The following is a 19,637-nucleotide window of genomic DNA, read 5'->3' as shown; positions in this document are numbered from 1 at the left end:
CCTATTTATTATTTTCCATTACTCCGTGTAAATGGAGATAAAAGTAATCCTGCTCTTCTCTTGGTAATTCGTGATGAAACTTATGCTTTACGTACTCAATGACTTCTTTTATTTCTTCTTTATAAGCTGTCTGATATATATCATCTACTATGGCTTGAGAAGGACCTTCTAATTCTTCTCCGTTTTCAATTCTAGTTAAAGCCATACACAGATGCGTCCAAAACATATCTGAATTTTCTATTGGTTCTTTGTTAAGTTTAGCTGCTAAATAATCATATGTTTGGTTAGTAACATCATAAGCCTGCTTTGTGATGATTTGTCCATCCAATAAAATCGTTAATTTTTTGTTCATTTCCAATTTATTCATATTATCATACCTCAATATACAGTATATTGTATTTTATAGTTGAAAAGGGTATTAATACCTTGGTATTACTTCACCCTTCTCTACACTTTGTTGCACCTGGAGTATCTTCTTTTCAGTTACAGCTTCCCATTTTTCATTCATTTCTGATTCCCGTTCACTTTCAATAATAATAACTGCCTGTGATGTATCCTTTGCCAGTTTTTGAGCCTCCACAGACTGAAACGAAATGGATTTAAAATTCCTTGTCATTCTTTTATCATCTGCATTCCAAATGGTTGCATCAATTTCTTTATTGGATAATTTATCGAATAGCTGCATATAGTTTACATCTACAAATTCAATATTATTGTTCATAAATTCTAGTTGCGTTAGTTGAGTTTGGTCCATAGATTCTTTATCTACACCAACTTTCATTCCATCTCGGATTTCCATTTCTTCTTCGTCTGCCAGGAAAACTTTATGAGCAGAGACATATGTATTCTCTCCAAAGCTTCTTAGTATTTTTAAATTAGGGTAGTCAGACAAAGTAATATCTGCAGTCATCTTGGATACAACTGCGTAATCACATCTTTTCTTTCTTAAAGACTCAATTCGATTGGTTGCACCACGCATATAAATTAAATTAACTCTTTTTCCTGTTGATTCAAAAGCTTCAACTATCCCGCTTGCCAACCCTTCATACTTTCTGGAATATGGCAACGGCATCGATCCAATTAAAGGAGCAATCCCCGCTATTTCTAATAATACATCATCATCTTTCCAAACTAAAAATGTTCCTAAATGCCCTTTAGCCTCTGTCTGAATAGCCTTCATTTCTTCCAGTAATTTAATAGCCTGCTGCACTGTTCCTCTGCCAATATTTAATCTTTCGCTATAATCAGCAACTCTAGGCACTTTAGTTCCTACTTCTATCTTATTTAGCAACTCCGCTATTTTCTTTGCTGCCAGACCATTTTTAGAATAAAGCCTTTCCCACATATATACCCCCCTTTATCAATATACTGTATTCTGTATTTGATTATAAGCGTTTTCATTTGAATATGCAAGATAAATTTTTAATAGATTGATTATTTAAACGGAAGATCCTAAACAAAAAGAAGAATTAACAAAGGAAATTATTGACACAATTGATCGATTAGACTTTGCTTCAAGAGAAAGCGTCCGTGTCATATATGAAGATATGACACCAGAAAACTTTTATCGTGATACTAATAAATAAGCTGATATGTTAGTCAACTTGTCTAACGGAACAATTCACAATTATTGGTTCATATATTTTTATAAAAAATAGCTCTCTATTAAAATCTATATATAAAATGTTGCTTGTCAGCAGAAAGAAAAATGCTAACTTTTAATAATTTCCAAAAATACAATAGAGGGTGACGCATAATACATCACCCTCTATTTATCGAGAATACTTATTAAAAGGACAATTTTTCACTCCATCAATTCAACACATAGCCTGCATCCACATAGAGATTCTGCCCTGTAATATTTTTAGCATAATCAGAACAAAAGAATACACATGATTTGGCTACATCATCATCTGTGGCGAATCGGCGTAGAGCCATTTTATCTTTAACTGGTTTTGTTACTTCTTCTAATGTGAGACCATATTGATCTGCCTGTCCCTGAAATGCTGATTCCAATACAGGGCCCCATTTGAATCCTGGTGCAATGTTGTTCACCCTTATACCTAAAGGACCTAACTCTTTCGATAAATAATGAGTGGCTGTGCGCAGTGCCCCTTTTCCAATACCATAACTCATTTGTAAAAAATCTTCACTTGGGATAGCAGCAGAAGTAGAACCGATAAATACTACTGCTCCTCCATCCTCTTTTTCCAAGTAAGGTACAGCTTCTTGTATCAATTGTAGTGTACCTTTAATATTTATTTCCGAAACTTTATCCCAATCACCTAAATTGTTATCCAATAATCCGCCCATTGTATTATCATAGGCAGCAACTTGGATGACCCCATCAAGGCGGTTAAATTTTTCATATCCAGCTTTAATCAAATTTGCGTTACTTTGCTTATCTGCTAAATTAAGATGTTGTGCAAATGTTTGATTTCCTGATGGATCTAGATCATGTTGGATTTCCATCAATTGATCGTCCATTAGATCCCCCATAATCACAGATCCGCCTTCATCCAGTATATTTCTGACGACATCTTTTCCTAAACCACGACCCACACCAGCAACTAAAATTACTTTGTTATTTAGTAAACCCATTACTATCCCACCTTTTAGAAATATTAAAAACTAAATTTCTATTATTAAATCTGACTCGTAGTTTGTACTGATTCATTGCGTCAGATTAATAAACAGGGAACAAATTTTACAATTAGTTATAAGTGTTGAAAAGGGATATTTCACCAAAACCTATAAACACAAAAAATCTGAAAAATAACTACCTTTTATTGTATTTACTTATTTTTCAACAACCTGGTAAATGTCTACTATTCAATTACTATTATATCATTATGACCGTTAGTAATCTATGGAATTGCTAGAATGGTGGCTACTGATCAAAGCTGTAATATAGGAATAATTACTACATATCTGCTTTAAAAAATAATATAGTATTTTAAACTGTTTTTCAGAAGTTTATGTTGGATCATTATAATAACCATCCTCTTTTTTAATACTTTATATTTTTCTTTTTAACTCCCGTGACTGTATCTTCCCATCGTTTCGTCTTCGTTTAGCATTATATGAAGTGGTGACTATTTGTTCCAATAATTGCTATTTTCTTGATAACCTCGCATGGAAGAGTATTCTGTTTAAACATTTCAACTACTAAGTAGTGAAATAACTAGAATTAGTGTTTAGCATTCAAATATAAAAGGAAGCAAGAGAGTTGCCTTCTTACTTCCCCTCTGATTAATCCATCCAAATTTCAAGGGTACTTTCCTCAATAATCGCTATTTTTTGCTGAACAATTTAAAAATGGTATCTTCTACGAACTACAATGCCAACCAAGTCATCATATTCAAACTTAATGCTTCCTTTCCACTTCTCCAATTTTAATTTGTTTTCCGGGTGCTTTTACAAGATCTTTACTTTTGCCAGCTTTAAGTATAAAACTATTAGATTCTTCTGGGAATTTTTCTGCAAGATGTTGACCAACGTCTATTATACTGTCCAAATCAGTATTTGTGCGTATTCCCATTTCTTCAAAACCGTGAACAATATCTTCTGAAGCTATATTTCCACTGGCATTCGGAGCATATGGGCACCCTCCTAGACCTGCTACCGAACTATCAAAATCTACGATGCCTTCTTCTAATCCAGAGATCGCATTTGCAAACGCCATTCCTCTTGTATTATGAAGATGTAACGAAAAATGAAAATTAGGATAGTGTTGACGTAGTTCACGTATTACTCTTTTTACTTGGACTGGGTGGCCTACTCCTGTTGTATCTGCTAGCGAGATATCGGTAATTCCTAATTTCTCATACCTTTCACAAATGGTTAGAAGACGATCCAAAGACACTTCTCCTTCATATGGACAACCAAATACAACGGAAATAGAACCAGATACTTTTATATTTGTTCCTTCCGCTCTTTGGACAATCGGCTTAAAATTTTCTATTGCCTCCATTGTTTTAGAATTTGCATTATAAAGACTATGTGAATCCGTAGCTGAAAGCATTAATTTTACCTTATCTACATTTGCTTTTATAGCACGCTCTAGACCTTTCACATTAGGAATTAATGCACGAAAAACCACTCCTTCTTCTTTAGTCACTCTTTGTAGTACTTCATCCGCATCTTTCATTTGTGGTACAGCTTTTGGATGCACAAATGAAGTCACTTCAATTTGAGAAAATCCACATTTTTGCAACCTATTAATGATTTCAACCTTTGAATCAGTTGATATATTAACTGGAAGGCTTTGAAAACCATCTCTTGGACAAACCTCAGTGATATTTACTAATGTTGGTAAACTCATTATAGTCTCACTCCTCACTAAATGATTTTTTCTTCTTTGAAACCTTCAATATCTTCTGCACTATATCCTAAGAGTTCGCCAAGTACATCATCATTATGCTCTCCTAAATCTGGGGCAATTCTTTGAATACTTCCTGGTGTATTAGAAAATTTAGGAACAATTCCTGGCATTTTTATTTTTCCTAAACGAGGGTGATCTACTTCAATGATATTTTCACGAGCTTTGTAATGTTCGTCTTCAAAAATATCTTTTATACTATTAATGGAACTAATGGGCACTCCATGATCATCCAATATTATTTGTAATTCTTTTCGAGTATAATATTCAATCCAATTTTGGACAATACTATTAATATGGTCAAAATGTTGTAACCGAGCAGAATTCGTATAAAATCGCTTATCTTCTAGTAGATTTTCTTGCTTCATCGCTTTTGCCAATCGATTAAACGTAGAATCAGAACTAGTAACTAGGACTACCCAGTGACCATCCTTTGTTTTAAATGTACCTGCCGGTGCAGAGTGTCCACTAAGACCAGGAGTTCGTTCCTTAATAATTCCATTTTGATCAAAGTCTGCTACTAGAAATTCCATCATCCTAAAAACAGACTCATAAAGTCCCATATCAATTACTTGCCCGCCATTCTCTTTATCTTTTTCACGATAGTATAACGATGCAGATACGGAGAAAGCCACATAAACTCCTGTAATATAATCCGCCAGAGAGAAAGAAGGGCTTATTGGCGGTCTATCTTTAAATCCATGTAAGTAAGTGAACCCACTGTATGCAGTCGCAGGTGTACCAAATCCGGCTTTATGTGCATTAGGACCTGTTTGGCCATAACCCGTTACTCTCATCATGATTAGCTCATTATTTACTTCTTTCAATGCTTCATATCCGATATTCCATTTTTCTAATGTACCTGAACGGAAATTTTCAATTACTACATCTGATTTTGCTACAAGCTGTTTAAAAATTTTTTGTCCTTCCTCTTTATGAAAGTCTAAAGTTAACGACTTTTTATTTCTTGCAAGCCCAGGCCAACGTAACGGCTCATTATCCTTGAATGGGCCCATTTCACGGAGCGAATCCCCTCTACCAGGCATTTCAATTTTAATGACTTCTGCACCTAAGTCTCCTAATAATGTAGCTCCATAAGGGGCAGCTATCATCGTTGAAACATCTAATATTCTAACACCATCTAATGGCCCTTTATTTAATGAGTTCATATGAATTGCTCCTTTCTTAATTAAGTAAGATGATATACAATCATCGGTACTAAGGAAATAATTGTTATAATTCTAAATAAATGTATGGTTATTACGATAGGAATATTAACATGGTAACGTTCAGCAATCATTACCATTTCACTCATACCTGCAGGAGCCAAGCTACACACAGCAGTTAACGTGTCTACTTTTAAAATCTTTGATAATAAATATGCCAAACTTAGTGAAAATAATATGGTTAATAATGTAATAAATAATCCTGGGATGATAAGTTTTGGTAGTAGAAGAAACGTTTCACTTGTAAAAGATAACCCTATATTTGCTCCAATAAACGTTTGTATACATCGTTTTACTACTATTGGCAACTTAGGTAAATCGTCTATAATAAAATGAAGAATTATAATAGAGATTAGACAACCAATTAAAGCTCCAATTGGAAAACCAGTTAAAAATCCTATTAATCCGCCTAATAACCCTACTATTATTATGAATAGATATTTTATAGATGATTTTTGGGTTTTATTTAACTGTGGCCGTTTTTCATTATTCTCTAACGGCTTCTTCATAATTAGCTCATCTTTCGAAATCATTCGAGATGCATAGCTAATAATATATGGATACACTAGCATAACTATTAACAATCTTGAAAAATGTAAAAAAATAACAGATGGCGCATCAAGTTTTAATGCACTTGCCATCGTCGCCATTTCCACCATTCCCCCTGGTGCAGAAGATAGAAATGATACGGACATAGAAATAGGAGTAAAGATGCCTACAACAAATCCTGTAATAACTGTCATCACAAGGATACTACTTACAACAAAGACAAGACTGTCTCGCATTTGTTTAAATTGTTGTTTTGTTAGTCTAGTAAAACTTAAACCAATCATTATTCCTAATGCGATTTGGATAACAAATGATGCTGGCTTAGATGTATCAAACTGAATAATAGAAAATGATTTTCCTAATCCAATGAATACCATGGCACCAATAATGGTCCCCATTGGAATCTTTAATTTTAGTCCAATAAAAGCTCCGAAACTCGCAATGAGGATATATATTATTATTTGTAATATTTTATTGATGCCTCCTCTTCAGTTAATCATTTGAAACCGCTTTATTTTTATTAAATAATTTTTGAAAAACAGGAATTAAGAAAACAATTACTGTTATAATTAACATTATTGTGAATATCGGACGTTGGAATAATTCCAGATATCTTCCTTCGTATAGCAAAATTGTTCTTGTAAGTTCCCCATCAATGCTCGCCCCTAAAATTAAACCTAATAAAATAGCGATAATTGGATAATCAAGCTTCCTCATGATTAGCGCAAGCATAGCAAATAGGATAGTAATTATAACATCTGTATATAACATCCTCACTGAAAAAGCACCTAGTAATGAAAATATAGTAACAATAGGGATTAATATTCTGGTAGGAATAAATACAACTCTACTGAAATACCAGATAAATAATAGCCCAATACCTAATAGGAAAATACCTTGAAAGAAATTCCCAATAATTACGGCATACGTTAAATCTAGGTGATCTCTAATAAAAAATGGTCCAGGTGTTAACCCATGTACCATAAAAGCTGCCATTAAAACAGCTGCAGCACTCCCCCCTGGAATTCCAAATGTCATCATCGTGCCTAATGATCCACCTTCTGATGCACTATTTGCAGTTTCAGCTGCCACCAGACCTTTAGGATTGCCTTTTCCAAAAGATTTTTTATCCTTTGAAAATGTTTGCGCCTGTGAATAACTAACCAAAGAAGCGACTGTAGCTCCTGCTGCAGGTAATAAGCCAATAATTAAACCAATAACGGATGAGCGTAACGTATTAATTTTTTGTTTCACAGATATTTTCATACCTGCAAAAATAGATTGTAAGCTCTTTTTAGGAATATCTGTTTTAGAATCTACGATAAATTTTCGATTTACTAGGAAAAATAACTCAGAGATAGCTAGCAATCCCATTAAGGCAGGCACAATCTCTATTCCCTCGTATAATTCATTAATTCCAAATGTTCCCCTTGGTCTACCAAAAGTTGTAGAACCAATTGTTCCTAACAGAAGTCCTAGAAACCCTGCTATAAGCGTTTTTAATATATCACCTTGAATCGTACTAATAATGGATAACGCAAATAACGTTAATATCATCATTTCTGGAGCTTGAAATTTTAATACAAAAGTGCCCAATGGTTGTAAGAATACAAATACTAAAAAATAACCAACTAAACAACCAATAACAGAAGATACTAAACCGATTCCTAACGCTTCATTATGTTCCCCTTTCCTTGTCATCGGATAACCATCTAACGTAGTTGCAACTGCCCCAGGAGCTCCTGGTACATTAAGCATTATTGCAGTTACCCCGCCACCATAGACACCTCCAGTAAATATTGCTGATAAAAACATAATTGCGCTAATCGGCTCCATATAATAAGTGATAGGTAACATCAAAGCAATCCCTAATGTTCCAGATAACCCCGGAATTGCACCTAAAACGGTACCCACTATCAATCCTCCAATAATGTATAAGAAGATTTCAAGACTAAACAGCATACTCAGCGCTTCTGATACGGTCGAAAAATTAATGAGAGACAAAAAATCACTGCCTTCCTATCAAAATAGTACACCAGTTGGTAAATTGATTCCTAAAAGCATTACGAACAAAAAATAGATTAATACTAGCAATCCTACTGGTAATACAGTAAGTTCCCAAATCTTCCTACTATTTAATGAATAGTTTAAAAGGACAGTAAATAATAGTGATGCTACAAAAAATCCAATAATTGGCATGAAGATAACATATAGAATAGTACTTACTACTAATATGAACTGACCACTTTTAATCCAAGTTTTGATATCTTGGAGAAAAGAACTCTTATAGTCATACTTATTTTTCAAGCCACGATAAATTGATCGTCCCAGCTCCAGCACTAAAAATATGGTTATTCCTCCAATTAAAAACATTACTAAATTTTTTTCTTCTGGTTGAGGTAAGGATAGAATATCTAAATAATAAAACCCACAGAATACTCCAATTACGATTAGAAATAATATATTTTTTATTTCGTGAGCCATTTTAATCGAATCTCCTTCACTAAAGTGCTATTTCCAATTCGATAATTAAACAGACCTATAGCTTATATTACTATTTAATTAAAGAGATCTTGATATTCATAAATTACTTCTACTGCTTCCTCTAAAGTGCTAGTCGATTCTTCTGATGGAACCCAGGACAAATACATATCTTGATTTTTTCCCCACTCTATATATTCATCACTATTTACCGCTGCCTCAAATGCATTCTCTACTTTTTCAAAACGTTCCGGATATGTTTCTTTAAACTCACTTTTAACTTGTATAAAACGCTGGTTAGAAACAGACGGAATCTCAGAATCTATCCCCATATTTTTCATTACATCATTAATTAATGGAATATCTGACGCATGTTCATAAGGCTCATCACTATATATAGCTAGTGGGCGTAGATCTTCTCCTGCACCCGCTAAGGTTCCTTCAACATCTGAAGCAATAAAGTCTACTTCTCCACCCATAAGTGCTGTTCTCATTGGTCCACCACCATCATAAGGAACAGCTCGAACATCTAAATTCAATTCTTCCATTAGTAATTTCACCGCAATATCAGACCAAGAACTTGATATCATGGCATAACTTATCTGACCGGGTTGTTCTTCAATTGTCTGAAGTAAATCTTCCATGGTTTCATACTCGGAGTTTTTATCTACCCAAATAGTAATAGGAGAAGAATGAGTAATTCCCAGCGTATCAAAATCCTCAAACTCATACCCTGCATCTCGTACAATACCCGCTTCAAAATGAGGATGTGATTGATAAATTAAATAAGTTCCATCATCTGGATCACTATTTTTATGTGAATTTGTTCCAGATGTACCTCCACCACCTTCTCTATTCTCAACAATAACAGTAGTATCAAGCTGCTCTTCAAGCAAAGGCGCTAACGCTCTGGCCTGTCTATCTGCAGAACCTCCGACACTATATGGTACAACTAAGGTTATTTCTTCATCTGGCCAATCTTCAATACTTGTACTATCAGCAGATTTTCCACAAGCAGTTAATAATAAGACTAAAAGAATGAGCGTACCTAGTGAAATTAATTTTTCTTTCATTATATAAACCTCCTTGTATAATTGAAGCTTCTTTGAAATGTTCTAATTTCCTGAGCGCGCATGAACACCTTTTACGAAAAAAATAGAATTAAAACAGCCTCCACAGATCTGAATATTCTGATATAAATCTTTCCATTCTACTTATTCAAATTAATCCTTTCCTTTTATTTAGGTTTTTTACTCCATTGTCATCTTCATTCTTAATACAAACGTAGTTTTAACTAAAGTATTAAGGGAAAATTAGTCAACTTTAGAGCATTTCATTGTGAAAAGGTACCTCAATGCTCTATAAAATATAATCTTTATTTTTCTTCAAATAAGAAATTAACCCTCCTTCTTGGAGTATATCAATCATCACTAATGGCATAGTTGTACCGTAATACTTTTCATTTCTTGTTAAATTAAAAACAATTCCTTCCGAAAGATCGACTTCAACAATATCTCCTTTTTCTATATGATGATCAGGTACTTCGATAACTGGTAAACCGATATTAATAGCATTACGAAAGAAAATTCTTGCAAAAGAACGAGCAATGACAATTGAAATACCAGCAGACTTTAATGCCAATGGAGCTTGTTCACGAGATGAACCACATCCAAAATTGTTATCTGCTACTATTATGTCTCCTTCTTTAACATTCTCTTTAAATTCCGGATCTAGATCTTCTAGAACATGGGCAGCTAACTGAGAAGTATCTAAAGTTTTTGTATACTTTCCAGGTATAATCCTATCCGTATCAATATTATTACCATATACATGTGTATTTCCTTGTAATTGCATTAATTTTTCACCCCTTTAGAATAGCTGGGAATAGTAATTTTACCTCTTAATGCTGATGCTGCAACAACATCCGGCGAACTCAAATATATACTAGATTCTCTATTCCCCATACGACCTGGAAAGTTTCTATTTGAAGAGGATATTACCGTCTCTCCCTTCCCTGGAACGCCTAAATGTGTTCCTACACAGGGACCACATCCCGAAGTAATAAAATTAGCTCCAGCTTTAGTTAATATCTGAAATGTTCCATCTTCCACCGCCTGATCTAATACTTTTTTTGATGCAGGTGCAATAATAAATCGGACATTATCATGTACTTTCTTCCCTTTTAATACCTTGGCTGCTGCATGTAAATCTTCTAATCTACCGTTAGTACAACTACCAATAAAAGCTTGCTGAATTGCAACTTCCTTTACTTCACTGATCGCCTTTACTTTATCTGGTGAATGTGGGATCGATATCTGTTTTTCAATTTCCGCAACATCTATTTCTAGAACGTTGCTATAGTTTACATCTTTATCTGGTTCTATATGTTGAAAATCCTCTTTCAAACTCAACCCTTTGGTATCAACCAATCCAGCTTTGGCTCCCATTTCAATAGACATATTTGCCAGAGTCATTCTGCTGGATAATGATAAATCATAAATTGCGTCACCAGTGTATTCAATCGCCTCATACGTCGCACCTTCTATACCCAGTTTTCCAACTAAATACAAAACAAGGTCCTTAGCAGAAACTCCAGGGTTAAACGTTCCATTCAAACGAATTTGAATTGTACTTGGAACTTTCACCCATGTTTTTCCTGTTAACCACACACCTGCAAGATCTGTTGATCCTACTCCTGTAGAAAAAGCACCAACAGCACCATAGGTACATGTATGTGAATCTGCTCCTAAAAAAAGATCTCCAGGTCGAACATGCTTATTCTCAACCATAAGCTGATGGCAAATTCCTTGACCTACATCATATAATTTAATGTTTTGTTTATTTGCAAACTCTCTCATAATAGTATGGAGATTCGCAATCAGCTGATTAGGAGCTGGTGATGCATGATCAATTACGAGAGAGACCCTCGATGGGTCCCATACTTTTTCACCTCCCATTTTTTTAAATGCCTGTATTGCCAATGGTGCAGTTGTATCAGTTGCCATCGTTCCATCAACATTTACTAACGCAATTTCTCCTTCTTTAACTTTATGATCAGTATGATTAGAAATTATTTTTTCAATAATGGTCTGTCCCATTGTTCTTCTCCTTTCTTCAATAAATTATTTATTAAAATAATTAGAAATTTCAATAGCAGTATCTCTAATTAATTTTTCGTAATCCGCTTTTTTCTCTTCAGTTAAACGAATAGAAAGTCCTGAAATGGATATCCCAGCGATTGGTTTTTCATCAGGACCAATGATAGGTGCAGAGACAGAATATGCTCCAAAAACTCTATCATTATCACTTGTTGCTACTTTATTTTCTCTGATTGATTTTAATTCCTGATAAAACTCCTCACGATTTATCACCGTTCCATGCACAGACTCCCACTCTTTTAACGCTTCTTCAGCATATTCCTTAGAATGAAAAGCTAATAATACTTTACCTGATGCCCCTTTTACTAAGTAATAGGGGTAGCCAAGCTCTACAAATTGACGAATATCTTCTGTTCCATCTACTTTCTCAATACATATTCTTCTTTTCGCACGAATGATATTTAAACTAACTGTTTCCTTAGTTTCTTTAGAAAGCTTTTTTAGATAAGGTAAGGCATCCTGTCGAATATCTAAATTTTCGTTAACGATTTGAGCCATCCTAATAAATTCATACCCTAATCGATAAAGGCCTGTTTGTTCATTTTGTATAATTATCCCTTTTACTTTTAAAGTTTGTAAGATCCGAAACACTGTAGTTCGATTTAATTTTGTTTTATCTACAAAATCGGAAATAGATAATTCATATTCATCCATAGAAAAACAGAAAAGTAAATCTACCGCTCTTTCTACAGATTGAACGTTATTCTTATTGTCCAAATTTTTCCCTCCACTCTTTTCGTTCGTATTACGAACATAATGTTCATTTTAATTATATATCAATATTCTATTGTAAGCGGATACAAGTGTCAATAGTATAAATGTATTTTTTCTGAAAATTAACAAATAGAGTGTTGACCAAATCAGTGTGAAATTTACTTAAGAGTCAAGAAATGAAATCAGAAAAATAAAGAAATTATTTCATTTAGAATTTTAATTTCTAATGTAAAGTTATCTATCAAGGATCCTTTGGTTCCTCTTTACCTTTCAGGGATCAGCATCTTTTCGTTGCATCATTTTCACACAAAAAAGCCATCCATTCCGCCATGAATCCTGCGGAATGGATGGCTTTTATATGAATCTATTAGATGTTCTGTTGAAACTATTTCCCAAAAATCTTCAAAATTTCATCAATTGATATCAGCAACAGTATATTCGAAGCTTTTAACTGAATGATCATTTCAAATGTGCATTTTTACACTCATCAAAAACAGGTATACCATGATTTTCAAAAATAGAGCTTTTGCTTGCTCAGGTGTTTTTTCTAATCGCTCTAAGATAGTGTCTCCTGTATTAAAATAGTCTTCACATTCTACTTTTTCAAGGTAGTACATGTATTTAATAAATAACTTTGGTTCAATTAATCAAGTTATTTTCAAAATGCTTGATAAAATGATCCGCGCTTCTCATAATATGATTTTCCATGTGTTGTTTGCTTTTTTCCTTATCTTGGTTAATGATCGCTTGTAAAATCATTTCATGTTCTTTAACCGACCTTTCCATCTGTTTAGGTACTAATTGTGGAAGTTGGGGTTGCAAACCATCCCATAAGTTGGAAAGTTGTGAAATTAATGGATTACTTTCAGCTGCCTGCCAAATAGTATGATGGAAATCATCATTTAACTGTACATATAGTGCTGTATCCTCATTCTCTACCGCTTGCAGAGATTGCTTATATAATTCTTGTAGCTTATCAAAGTACTTCGGATGATCACATGCTTTTTGAGCTGCTAGTCCCTCTAATAAAGAACGAATCTGATAATGGTCATAGGTATCATGAAGAGAGAATCCATTCACCGTTACTCGACGATTATTATCTATATGAATCAGCCCTTCTCGATCTAATACTTGAAAAGCCTCTCTAACCGGCATTCTTGAGACACCAAGCATATCAGCAACTTCCGCTTGCGTAATTTCTTCATTTTCCTTAAATCTCCCATCAAAAATAGCCTTTCTCATTGCTTCTAATACCTGTTCTTTTGCCGAAATACGTTTGATCTTTTCCATGCAAAGCCCCCCTATTACTTATTATAATTATATAATTTGTTAACTAGTTTGACAATTTTACCTTGTTAAAATATAATACTATCATAACATTTTGGATACAAAATCCAAAATACAATATCCATAGAGAATTTAATAAGGAGGATGTTATATGTTGCCATTGGAAGGAATTAAAGTTATATCTTTAGAACAAGCTGTAGCTGCACCTTTCGCTTCTAGACAATTAGCAGACTTAGGCGCAAGAGTTATAAAGATTGAGCGTCCTGGGTCCGGTGACTTTGCCAGGGATTACGATGAGACTGTAAACGGTATGTCCAGTCACTTCGTTTGGCTGAATCGATCAAAAGAATCTTTAACACTCAACATAAAATCGGATGATGGAAAAAAGATTTTTAAAGAGCTCCTCAGCGATGCCGATGTTTTGATTCAAAATCTGGCACCTGGAGCTGTAGAAAGATTAGGATTTGATAACGAGGAATTACATGCAATTAATGATCAATTAATCATCTGCCATATATCAGGATATGGTTCAGAAGGTGCTTATGCTAAAAAGAAAGCCTATGATTTAATTATCCAAGCCGATTCCGGTTTGCTTTCTATTACTGGTACTGATGATTTTCCTTCTAAAACAGGAATCTCCGTTGCTGATATTGCTGCTGGAATGTATGCATATAGTGGTGTTTTGAGTAGCCTAATTAAGCGTTCTAAAACAAAAAAAGGGACCGTATTAGATATTTCCATGCTTGAAGCACTTGGAGAATGGATGGGGTATCCAATGTATTATTCAGTTTATGGTGAAAAGCAGCCCAAACGTACTGGTGCTGAACATGCAACCATTTATCCCTATGGACCGTTTCCCGTAAAATATGATGACATGGTCTTTTTTGCTATACAAAACGAAAGAGAATGGAAAAACTTTTGTGAGCATATTTTGGAAGATCCAGAATTAGCTACAGATGAAAGATTCAGCATGAACTCCAGACGAGTGAATAATAAAGAACAATTACAACCAATAATTGAAAACGCCTTAACAAAAAAATCAGCAGATGAACTACTTTCTCTTCTCGAAGAAAACAAAATTGCAAACGCTCAATTAAATACAATGAAGCAATTTTTTGAACATCCACAATTAATGAAAAGAAATCGTTGGTTTGATATGGAGACGCCAGTTGGTCCCATTAAATCTTTGTTACCTCCAACATTACAGACAAAAGATGAATTGAACTTAACTCCTATACCTGAAGTAGGGGAACAATCAGAACCAATTCTCCAGGAACTGGGATGGGACGGAGAACAAATTAAGCAATTGCGCAATAACCATATTATTTAGAACTTGAGGTGATTAAAATGCTGAGTAGATCATTATTGTTTGTTCCAGCTGATAAAGAAAAAATACTTTTAAAGATTAATACGATAAATGCTGACATTATCATTTTAGATTTAGAAGATGCCATTTCATTGAATCATAAACAATATGCAAGACAGTTAATTAAAGAACATTTTCATAACATCCAAAAGCCAACAATTTTAAGGATTAACAGCTTGGATACTGATGAACATCCCCTGGATATGAATCTTGTTGCAGAAATTGCTGCATTTAACCATTTTCAGGGGGTCATGCTCCCTAAAGCTTTAAATAAAAATACAATCGAGCAAGTAGCTAATCATTTTCATGACATAGAGAAAAAACACAATAAGAAAATATCGATTATCCCATTAATTGAAAGCGCTTTAGGTGTAAAGAATGCTTATGAAATTGCAGGTGCAGATAATCGGGTTACACAGCTTGCTTTTGGAGGCGTAGATTTTGTCAATGATATTGACGCACAGTCTACTGCAGAAGAGCATGAATTATTCTATGCACGTTCAGAAATTATCATTTCTTCGAGAAGTGCCGGACTCGATAAACCAATTGATACGGTATATGTAAATTTTAAAGATACAGAAGGCTTTTACTCTAATTGTAGTTATGTAAAAAAACTAGGATTTGGAGGGAAACTTTTAATTCATCCTTCTCAGGTAGATATAGCAAATGAAGTTTTCTCACCAAGTGAAAAGGAAGTAGAAGAAGCCAAATTAATTATTGATAATATCCATGAAGATGAAAATATTGGAACATTTCAATTGGACGGGAAAATGGTTGATAAACCAGTTATTGAAAAAGCACAGCGAACACTTAATGATTACCAAGAAATAATCAATTATTCTGGGAGGTAATAACGTGGGGGCAGAAAATTTAAAAGTTAATGAAGGTATAGAGCAAAATAAAAAATGGTATCAGAGAATAAAAATTTTTAATATACCGATATTATGGTTTTTAACCTTATCGATTATTGCAATTGGAGCTATGTACGCAGAAGTTCTACCAGGTGGTATAATTGGAAGTCTATTAATTATGATGATACTTGGTGAATTATTTGGATGGATTGGAGATAATACACCTATTGTAAAAACTTTTCTTGGTGGGGGAGCCATCGTTGCAATTTTTGGTGCCGCTTTCTTGGTATACTCGGGAATCATGCCCGGATACACAGTAACGATGATTGATGAGTTTATGACTAGCGGCGAATTTTTAAATTTTTATATTGCTGCTTTAATTACTGGTAGTATTCTTGGAATGAACCCCCAAACGCTCAAAGTAGCAGGAGCGAGGTTTGCTCTCCCTTTACTAGGTGCTGTAATTGTCTCTATGTTATTCGCAGGAATTTTTGGGCTTATCATTGGTTTTGGATTTCGCGATGCTGTATTATTAATTGCTATGCCGATCATGGGTGGTGGAATGGGTGCAGGTGCAGTCCCTATGTCTCAAGTGTACTCAGAGCTTTTAGGAAATGACCCTTCTTATTATATATCTATTTTGGTCCCTGCATTAGCCCTAGGAAATGTATTTGCGATTGTATTTGCTGGCCTATTAGATATGCTCGGTAAAAAGGTACCAAAATTAACAGGGAATGGTCAACTGATGGAAGGTTTTGAAGTTGCTGGTAATAAAAAGATTACCTATGATATTAAATTAATGGGAATTGGTGTAATCTTTGCATTAGTTTTCTATGTTGCTGGACAAATCCTTGGCTTATTTATTCCTATTCATCCATATGCAATTATGATTATTCTTGTAGCTGTATTGAAAATTTTCGAATTACTGCCAACATTTGTTGAAGAATCCGCAAATCAATGGTATCAATTCGTAGCCAAAAATTGGACATTAGCTTTATTAATTGGAATTGGTGTTGCTTATACAGATTTAGAAACAGTCCTCGCAGCCTTGTCTTTAGAATATATTCTATTAGTACTTGGTGTAGTGCTCGGTGCGATTGTAGGTGCTGGTTTGCTCGGTAAATTAGTCGGATTTAAACCAATTGAGTCGGCAATTACTGCTGGGCTATGTATGGCAAATATGGGAGGAACAGGCGATGTAGCTGTATTGTCCGCAGCCAAACGTATGGAATTAATGCCATTTGCACAAATATCATCACGGCTTGGCGGAGCGCTAGTATTGTTACTTGCAGGGTTAATTATCCCATTATTTTTCTAGTCTATTTCATAAAACGAAACTTCACGCAGTGGGAGTTTTTGTTCTTCTCCCACTGCGTGTTAGTTGAGTGATTCAGGGAGTTAGCTCATCTGATCTCCCGCCTAAATAAATTTATTTTCACGCTTTATTTTGAGGCAGGAGTTTTATGGACGCTTCTCCGTGATAAAAGAGAGCAATCAGGAGAATGTCTTCCAAGCTCTCTTTTATGCATTATGAAAGTATATTCCTTTTCGCATTTTAAAACAATGTTTGCTTCCACTACAAAATATTCGTATAGTAAGAGAAACAATTAAAATTATTGTGGTAGCGGTTAAATTATAGGAGGTATTGCTCAATGAAAAAATTAAAAATTGCCTCTATTCCAGGTGACGGAATTGGTAGAGAAGTAGTTCCTGCTGCAGAAGATGTTTTACATGCCGTAGCAGAAATTCATGGTGGGTTATCCTTTGAATTCACAAATTTCCCATACAGTTGTGAGTATTACTTAGAACATGGAGAAATGTTACCAGAAGATGGGCTTGAAAGACTTAAAGACTTTCATGCCATTTTTCTTGGTGCAGTAGGAAATATAAAACTAGTACCAGACCATATATCCTTATGGGGACTTTTAATCAAGCTTCGTCGTGAATTTGAACAAGTCATAAATATTCGTCCTGCCAAAGTTTTAAAAGGGGTTCAATCCACCCTCTTGAACCCGAATGATTTTGATTTAATGGTCGTCCGGGAAAATAGTGAAGGAGAATATAGTTCAGTTGGAGGAAGAATGTTCAAAGGAGAAGATGAAATCGCTATTCAGAATAGCATTTTCTCCAGAAAAGGAACGGAACGGGCAATGCGATATGCGTTTGAATTAGCAGAGAAAAGGAAAAAGCATGTAACCAGTGCCACAAAATCAAATGGCATCTATTATTCTATGCCATTCTGGGACGAAGTATTTAAAGAAGTTTCCAAAGATTACCCTAACATTAATGCTGACTCACAACATATTGACGCACTAGCCGCCTTCTTTGTTACACAACCAGAAAGATTCGATGTCATCGTAGCCAGTAATTTATTTGGTGATGTATTAACCGACATCGGCGCCGGGATCATGGGCAGTGTAGGAATTGCTCCTGCTGCAAATATCAATATGAACGGAAAGTACCCTTCCATGTTTGAACCGGTGCACGGCTCAGCTCCAGATATCATCGGTAAAGGAATCGCCAATCCAATTGGACAAATATGGACAGCAAAAATGATGTTAGATTATTTCGATGAAGAAGAATTAGGTACACTGCTATTAGATATTGTTGAAAGTGTAACAGGAGATCATATATTAACCACAGATCTTGGTGGCAAAAGTTCAACTAAAGAAGTAACCAATGAAATCATAAGTCGATTGAAAAAAAGAGCATAGATCAAAAACTCTTTAGAAAAGCGCCTATTTAAAGCCAATTATATACTTTAGATAGGCACTTTTTTTATCATTTTCATAAATACGAGCGTAGTAATTATAAGCAAAGTAACCTTACAATGCTTTTACCATACCGCCATCAACAAGTAATGATTGGCCAGTAACATAAGTATTTGCTCCCGAACAAAAGTAAACAACCATGTTGGCAAATTCTTGAGGTTCACCGTAACGACCTATAGGAATCGATTTTTCCGATTGAGACTTGACTTCCTCATAGCTTTTATTTAATTTTTCAGCTTTCACTTTATCCAAATGTGCTACTCGTTCCGTTGCAATTCTTCCTGGTCCAATCGTGTTAATTAAAATATTGTCCTGTGCCAATTCTTGAGATAAGCTTTTTGAAAAACCTACAATTCCAGCTCTAAAAGTGTTCGATAAAATCAAATTATCAATTGGCTGTTTAATGGAGGAAGAAGCAATATTAATAATACGCCCGCTCCTCTGGCTTCTCATATGAGGTAGTACTTCACGAATAGCTCGAACAAAACTGAGCAAGTTTAATTCAAATGCATTTTGCCAATCTTCGTCGTTAACGTTATCAAAAGTTCCCGCTGGCGGACCTCCTGCATTGTTTATCAGGACATCAACTGTACCATTTATCTCCACTGCTTTCGAAACCAGCTCTTTCACTGATTGTGGTTTCGTAATGTCACAAACAGTATGTTCAACATGATTATTTCCTGTTTCTAAACGTATTTCTTCCTGGGTTTTCTTTAATTCCTCTTGATTGCGGCTAGAAATTAAAACATGTGAACCTTCTGCAGCAAATTGTTTTGCAATCGCCTTTCCCAATCCTTTACTCGCAGCTGTAACGATTATTGATTTTCCTTGCAGTCCTAAATCCACTATATTA

18 protein-coding genes are annotated in these 19,637 nt (G+C 34.7%); 4 read left to right on the top strand and 14 right to left on the bottom strand.

Going from position 1 to position 19,637, the window contains the following annotated elements:
- Position 1 precedes the first annotated feature (1 nt).
- From BN986_RS04760 to BN986_RS04700, 13 genes are all read right to left on the bottom strand, one after another.
- Entirely contained in the window at positions 2–367 is a 366-nt protein-coding gene (locus BN986_RS04760) for a PRD domain-containing protein (RefSeq protein WP_040978509.1), read from the bottom strand.
- A 51-nt stretch (positions 368–418) separates the two neighbouring features.
- On the bottom strand, positions 419–1,345 hold the full coding sequence (gene yhfZ / locus BN986_RS04755; RefSeq protein ID WP_040978508.1) for a GntR family transcriptional regulator YhfZ: 927 nt from the start codon (positions 1,343–1,345) through the stop codon (positions 419–421).
- A gap of 467 nt (positions 1,346–1,812) precedes the next feature.
- A complete protein-coding gene (locus BN986_RS04750; protein WP_040978507.1) occupies positions 1,813–2,601 on the bottom strand; it encodes an SDR family oxidoreductase in 789 nt (262 codons plus the stop codon).
- Between the two features lie 766 nt (positions 2,602–3,367).
- The gene (locus BN986_RS04745) at positions 3,368–4,324 is read right to left on the bottom strand and encodes a hydroxymethylglutaryl-CoA lyase (protein ID WP_040978506.1); all 957 of its coding nucleotides are present in this window, start codon (positions 4,322–4,324) and stop codon (positions 3,368–3,370) included.
- Between the two features lie 17 nt (positions 4,325–4,341).
- A complete protein-coding gene (locus tag BN986_RS04740) occupies positions 4,342–5,550 on the bottom strand; it encodes a CaiB/BaiF CoA transferase family protein (protein WP_040978504.1) in 1,209 nt (402 codons plus the stop codon).
- A gap of 20 nt (positions 5,551–5,570) precedes the next feature.
- Positions 5,571–6,605: an AbrB family transcriptional regulator gene (locus BN986_RS04735; RefSeq protein ID WP_262362461.1), complete on the bottom strand. Its 1,035-nt coding sequence runs from the start codon at positions 6,603–6,605 to the stop codon at positions 5,571–5,573.
- 43 nt (positions 6,606–6,648) lie between these two features.
- On the bottom strand, positions 6,649–8,118 hold the full coding sequence (locus BN986_RS04730) for a tripartite tricarboxylate transporter permease (RefSeq protein WP_074435611.1): 1,470 nt from the start codon (positions 8,116–8,118) through the stop codon (positions 6,649–6,651).
- A gap of 60 nt (positions 8,119–8,178) precedes the next feature.
- The gene (locus BN986_RS04725; protein WP_040978501.1) at positions 8,179–8,640 is read right to left on the bottom strand and encodes a tripartite tricarboxylate transporter TctB family protein; all 462 of its coding nucleotides are present in this window, start codon (positions 8,638–8,640) and stop codon (positions 8,179–8,181) included.
- Positions 8,641–8,714: 74 nt separating this feature from the next.
- Positions 8,715–9,710 (bottom strand): Bug family tripartite tricarboxylate transporter substrate binding protein, encoded by a 996-nt coding sequence (locus tag BN986_RS04720; protein WP_040978500.1) that lies wholly within the window; start codon positions 9,708–9,710, stop codon positions 8,715–8,717.
- Between the two features lie 286 nt (positions 9,711–9,996).
- Complete coding sequence (locus tag BN986_RS04715) at positions 9,997–10,491, bottom strand: 3-isopropylmalate dehydratase small subunit (RefSeq protein ID WP_040978498.1); 495 nt, start codon at positions 10,489–10,491, stop codon at positions 9,997–9,999.
- Positions 10,491–11,735: a 3-isopropylmalate dehydratase large subunit gene (locus BN986_RS04710; protein ID WP_040978497.1), complete on the bottom strand. Its 1,245-nt coding sequence runs from the start codon at positions 11,733–11,735 to the stop codon at positions 10,491–10,493. Before BN986_RS04710 ends, BN986_RS04715 begins: the two co-directional genes overlap by 1 nt.
- A gap of 24 nt (positions 11,736–11,759) precedes the next feature.
- On the bottom strand, positions 11,760–12,512 hold the full coding sequence (locus BN986_RS04705; RefSeq protein ID WP_040978495.1) for an IclR family transcriptional regulator: 753 nt from the start codon (positions 12,510–12,512) through the stop codon (positions 11,760–11,762).
- Between the two features lie 636 nt (positions 12,513–13,148).
- Positions 13,149–13,799: a GntR family transcriptional regulator gene (locus tag BN986_RS04700; protein WP_040978494.1), complete on the bottom strand. Its 651-nt coding sequence runs from the start codon at positions 13,797–13,799 to the stop codon at positions 13,149–13,151.
- Between the two features lie 148 nt (positions 13,800–13,947).
- Between BN986_RS04700 and BN986_RS04695 the strand changes: the two genes are divergently transcribed.
- The 4 genes from BN986_RS04695 to BN986_RS04680 all read left to right on the top strand — a co-directional run bounded on the left by BN986_RS04695 (position 13,948) and on the right by BN986_RS04680 (position 18,727).
- Positions 13,948–15,126 carry a CaiB/BaiF CoA transferase family protein gene (locus tag BN986_RS04695; protein ID WP_040978493.1) on the top strand — a complete coding sequence of 393 codons (1,179 nt, stop codon included), beginning with the start codon at positions 13,948–13,950 and terminating at the stop codon, positions 15,124–15,126.
- Positions 15,127–15,143: 17 nt separating this feature from the next.
- Entirely contained in the window at positions 15,144–16,013 is an 870-nt protein-coding gene (locus BN986_RS04690) for an HpcH/HpaI aldolase/citrate lyase family protein (protein ID WP_040978491.1), read from the top strand.
- 4 nt (positions 16,014–16,017) lie between these two features.
- Positions 16,018–17,331 carry a 2-hydroxycarboxylate transporter family protein gene (locus BN986_RS04685; RefSeq protein ID WP_052400634.1) on the top strand — a complete coding sequence of 438 codons (1,314 nt, stop codon included), beginning with the start codon at positions 16,018–16,020 and terminating at the stop codon, positions 17,329–17,331.
- 334 nt (positions 17,332–17,665) lie between these two features.
- On the top strand, positions 17,666–18,727 hold the full coding sequence (locus BN986_RS04680) for a tartrate dehydrogenase (RefSeq protein ID WP_040978489.1): 1,062 nt from the start codon (positions 17,666–17,668) through the stop codon (positions 18,725–18,727).
- Positions 18,728–18,838: 111 nt separating this feature from the next.
- On the opposite strand, the gene BN986_RS04675 is transcribed toward BN986_RS04680, so the two are convergent.
- Positions 18,839–19,630 (bottom strand): SDR family oxidoreductase, encoded by a 792-nt coding sequence (locus BN986_RS04675; RefSeq protein ID WP_040978488.1) that lies wholly within the window; start codon positions 19,628–19,630, stop codon positions 18,839–18,841.
- Positions 19,631–19,637 lie beyond the last annotated feature (7 nt).

Source organism: Oceanobacillus jeddahensis (assembly GCF_000750635.1).
In the GTDB taxonomy this organism is placed as follows: Bacteria; Bacillota; Bacilli; order Bacillales; family Amphibacillaceae; genus Oceanobacillus; species Oceanobacillus jeddahense.
This window is presented reverse-complemented; position numbering and strand designations above follow the sequence as displayed.

Bases quoted from the DNA above. Each gene is read 5' to 3' on its own strand.
- BN986_RS04740 (WP_040978504.1), bottom strand. From the start codon at position 5,550: ATGAACTCATTAAATAAAGGGCCATTAGATGGTGTTAGAATATTAGAT.
- BN986_RS04695 (WP_040978493.1), top strand. From the start codon at position 13,948: ATGTTGCCATTGGAAGGAATTAAAGTTATATCTTTAGAACAAGCTGTA.
- BN986_RS04730 (WP_074435611.1), bottom strand. From the start codon at position 8,118: ATGCTGTTTAGTCTTGAAATCTTCTTATACATTATTGGAGGATTGATA.
- BN986_RS04725 (WP_040978501.1), bottom strand. From the start codon at position 8,640: ATGGCTCACGAAATAAAAAATATATTATTTCTAATCGTAATTGGAGTA.
- BN986_RS04680 (WP_040978489.1), top strand. From the start codon at position 17,666: ATGAAAAAATTAAAAATTGCCTCTATTCCAGGTGACGGAATTGGTAGA.
- BN986_RS04720 (WP_040978500.1), bottom strand. From the start codon at position 9,710: ATGAAAGAAAAATTAATTTCACTAGGTACGCTCATTCTTTTAGTCTTA.
- yhfZ (WP_040978508.1), bottom strand. From the start codon at position 1,345: ATGTGGGAAAGGCTTTATTCTAAAAATGGTCTGGCAGCAAAGAAAATA.
- BN986_RS04715 (WP_040978498.1), bottom strand. From the start codon at position 10,491: ATGCAATTACAAGGAAATACACATGTATATGGTAATAATATTGATACG.
- BN986_RS04710 (WP_040978497.1), bottom strand. From the start codon at position 11,735: ATGGGACAGACCATTATTGAAAAAATAATTTCTAATCATACTGATCAT.
- BN986_RS04700 (WP_040978494.1), bottom strand. From the start codon at position 13,799: ATGGAAAAGATCAAACGTATTTCGGCAAAAGAACAGGTATTAGAAGCA.
- BN986_RS04690 (WP_040978491.1), top strand. From the start codon at position 15,144: ATGCTGAGTAGATCATTATTGTTTGTTCCAGCTGATAAAGAAAAAATA.
- BN986_RS04760 (WP_040978509.1), bottom strand. From the start codon at position 367: ATGAATAAATTGGAAATGAACAAAAAATTAACGATTTTATTGGATGGA.
- BN986_RS04750 (WP_040978507.1), bottom strand. From the start codon at position 2,601: ATGGGTTTACTAAATAACAAAGTAATTTTAGTTGCTGGTGTGGGTCGT.
- BN986_RS04745 (WP_040978506.1), bottom strand. From the start codon at position 4,324: ATGAGTTTACCAACATTAGTAAATATCACTGAGGTTTGTCCAAGAGAT.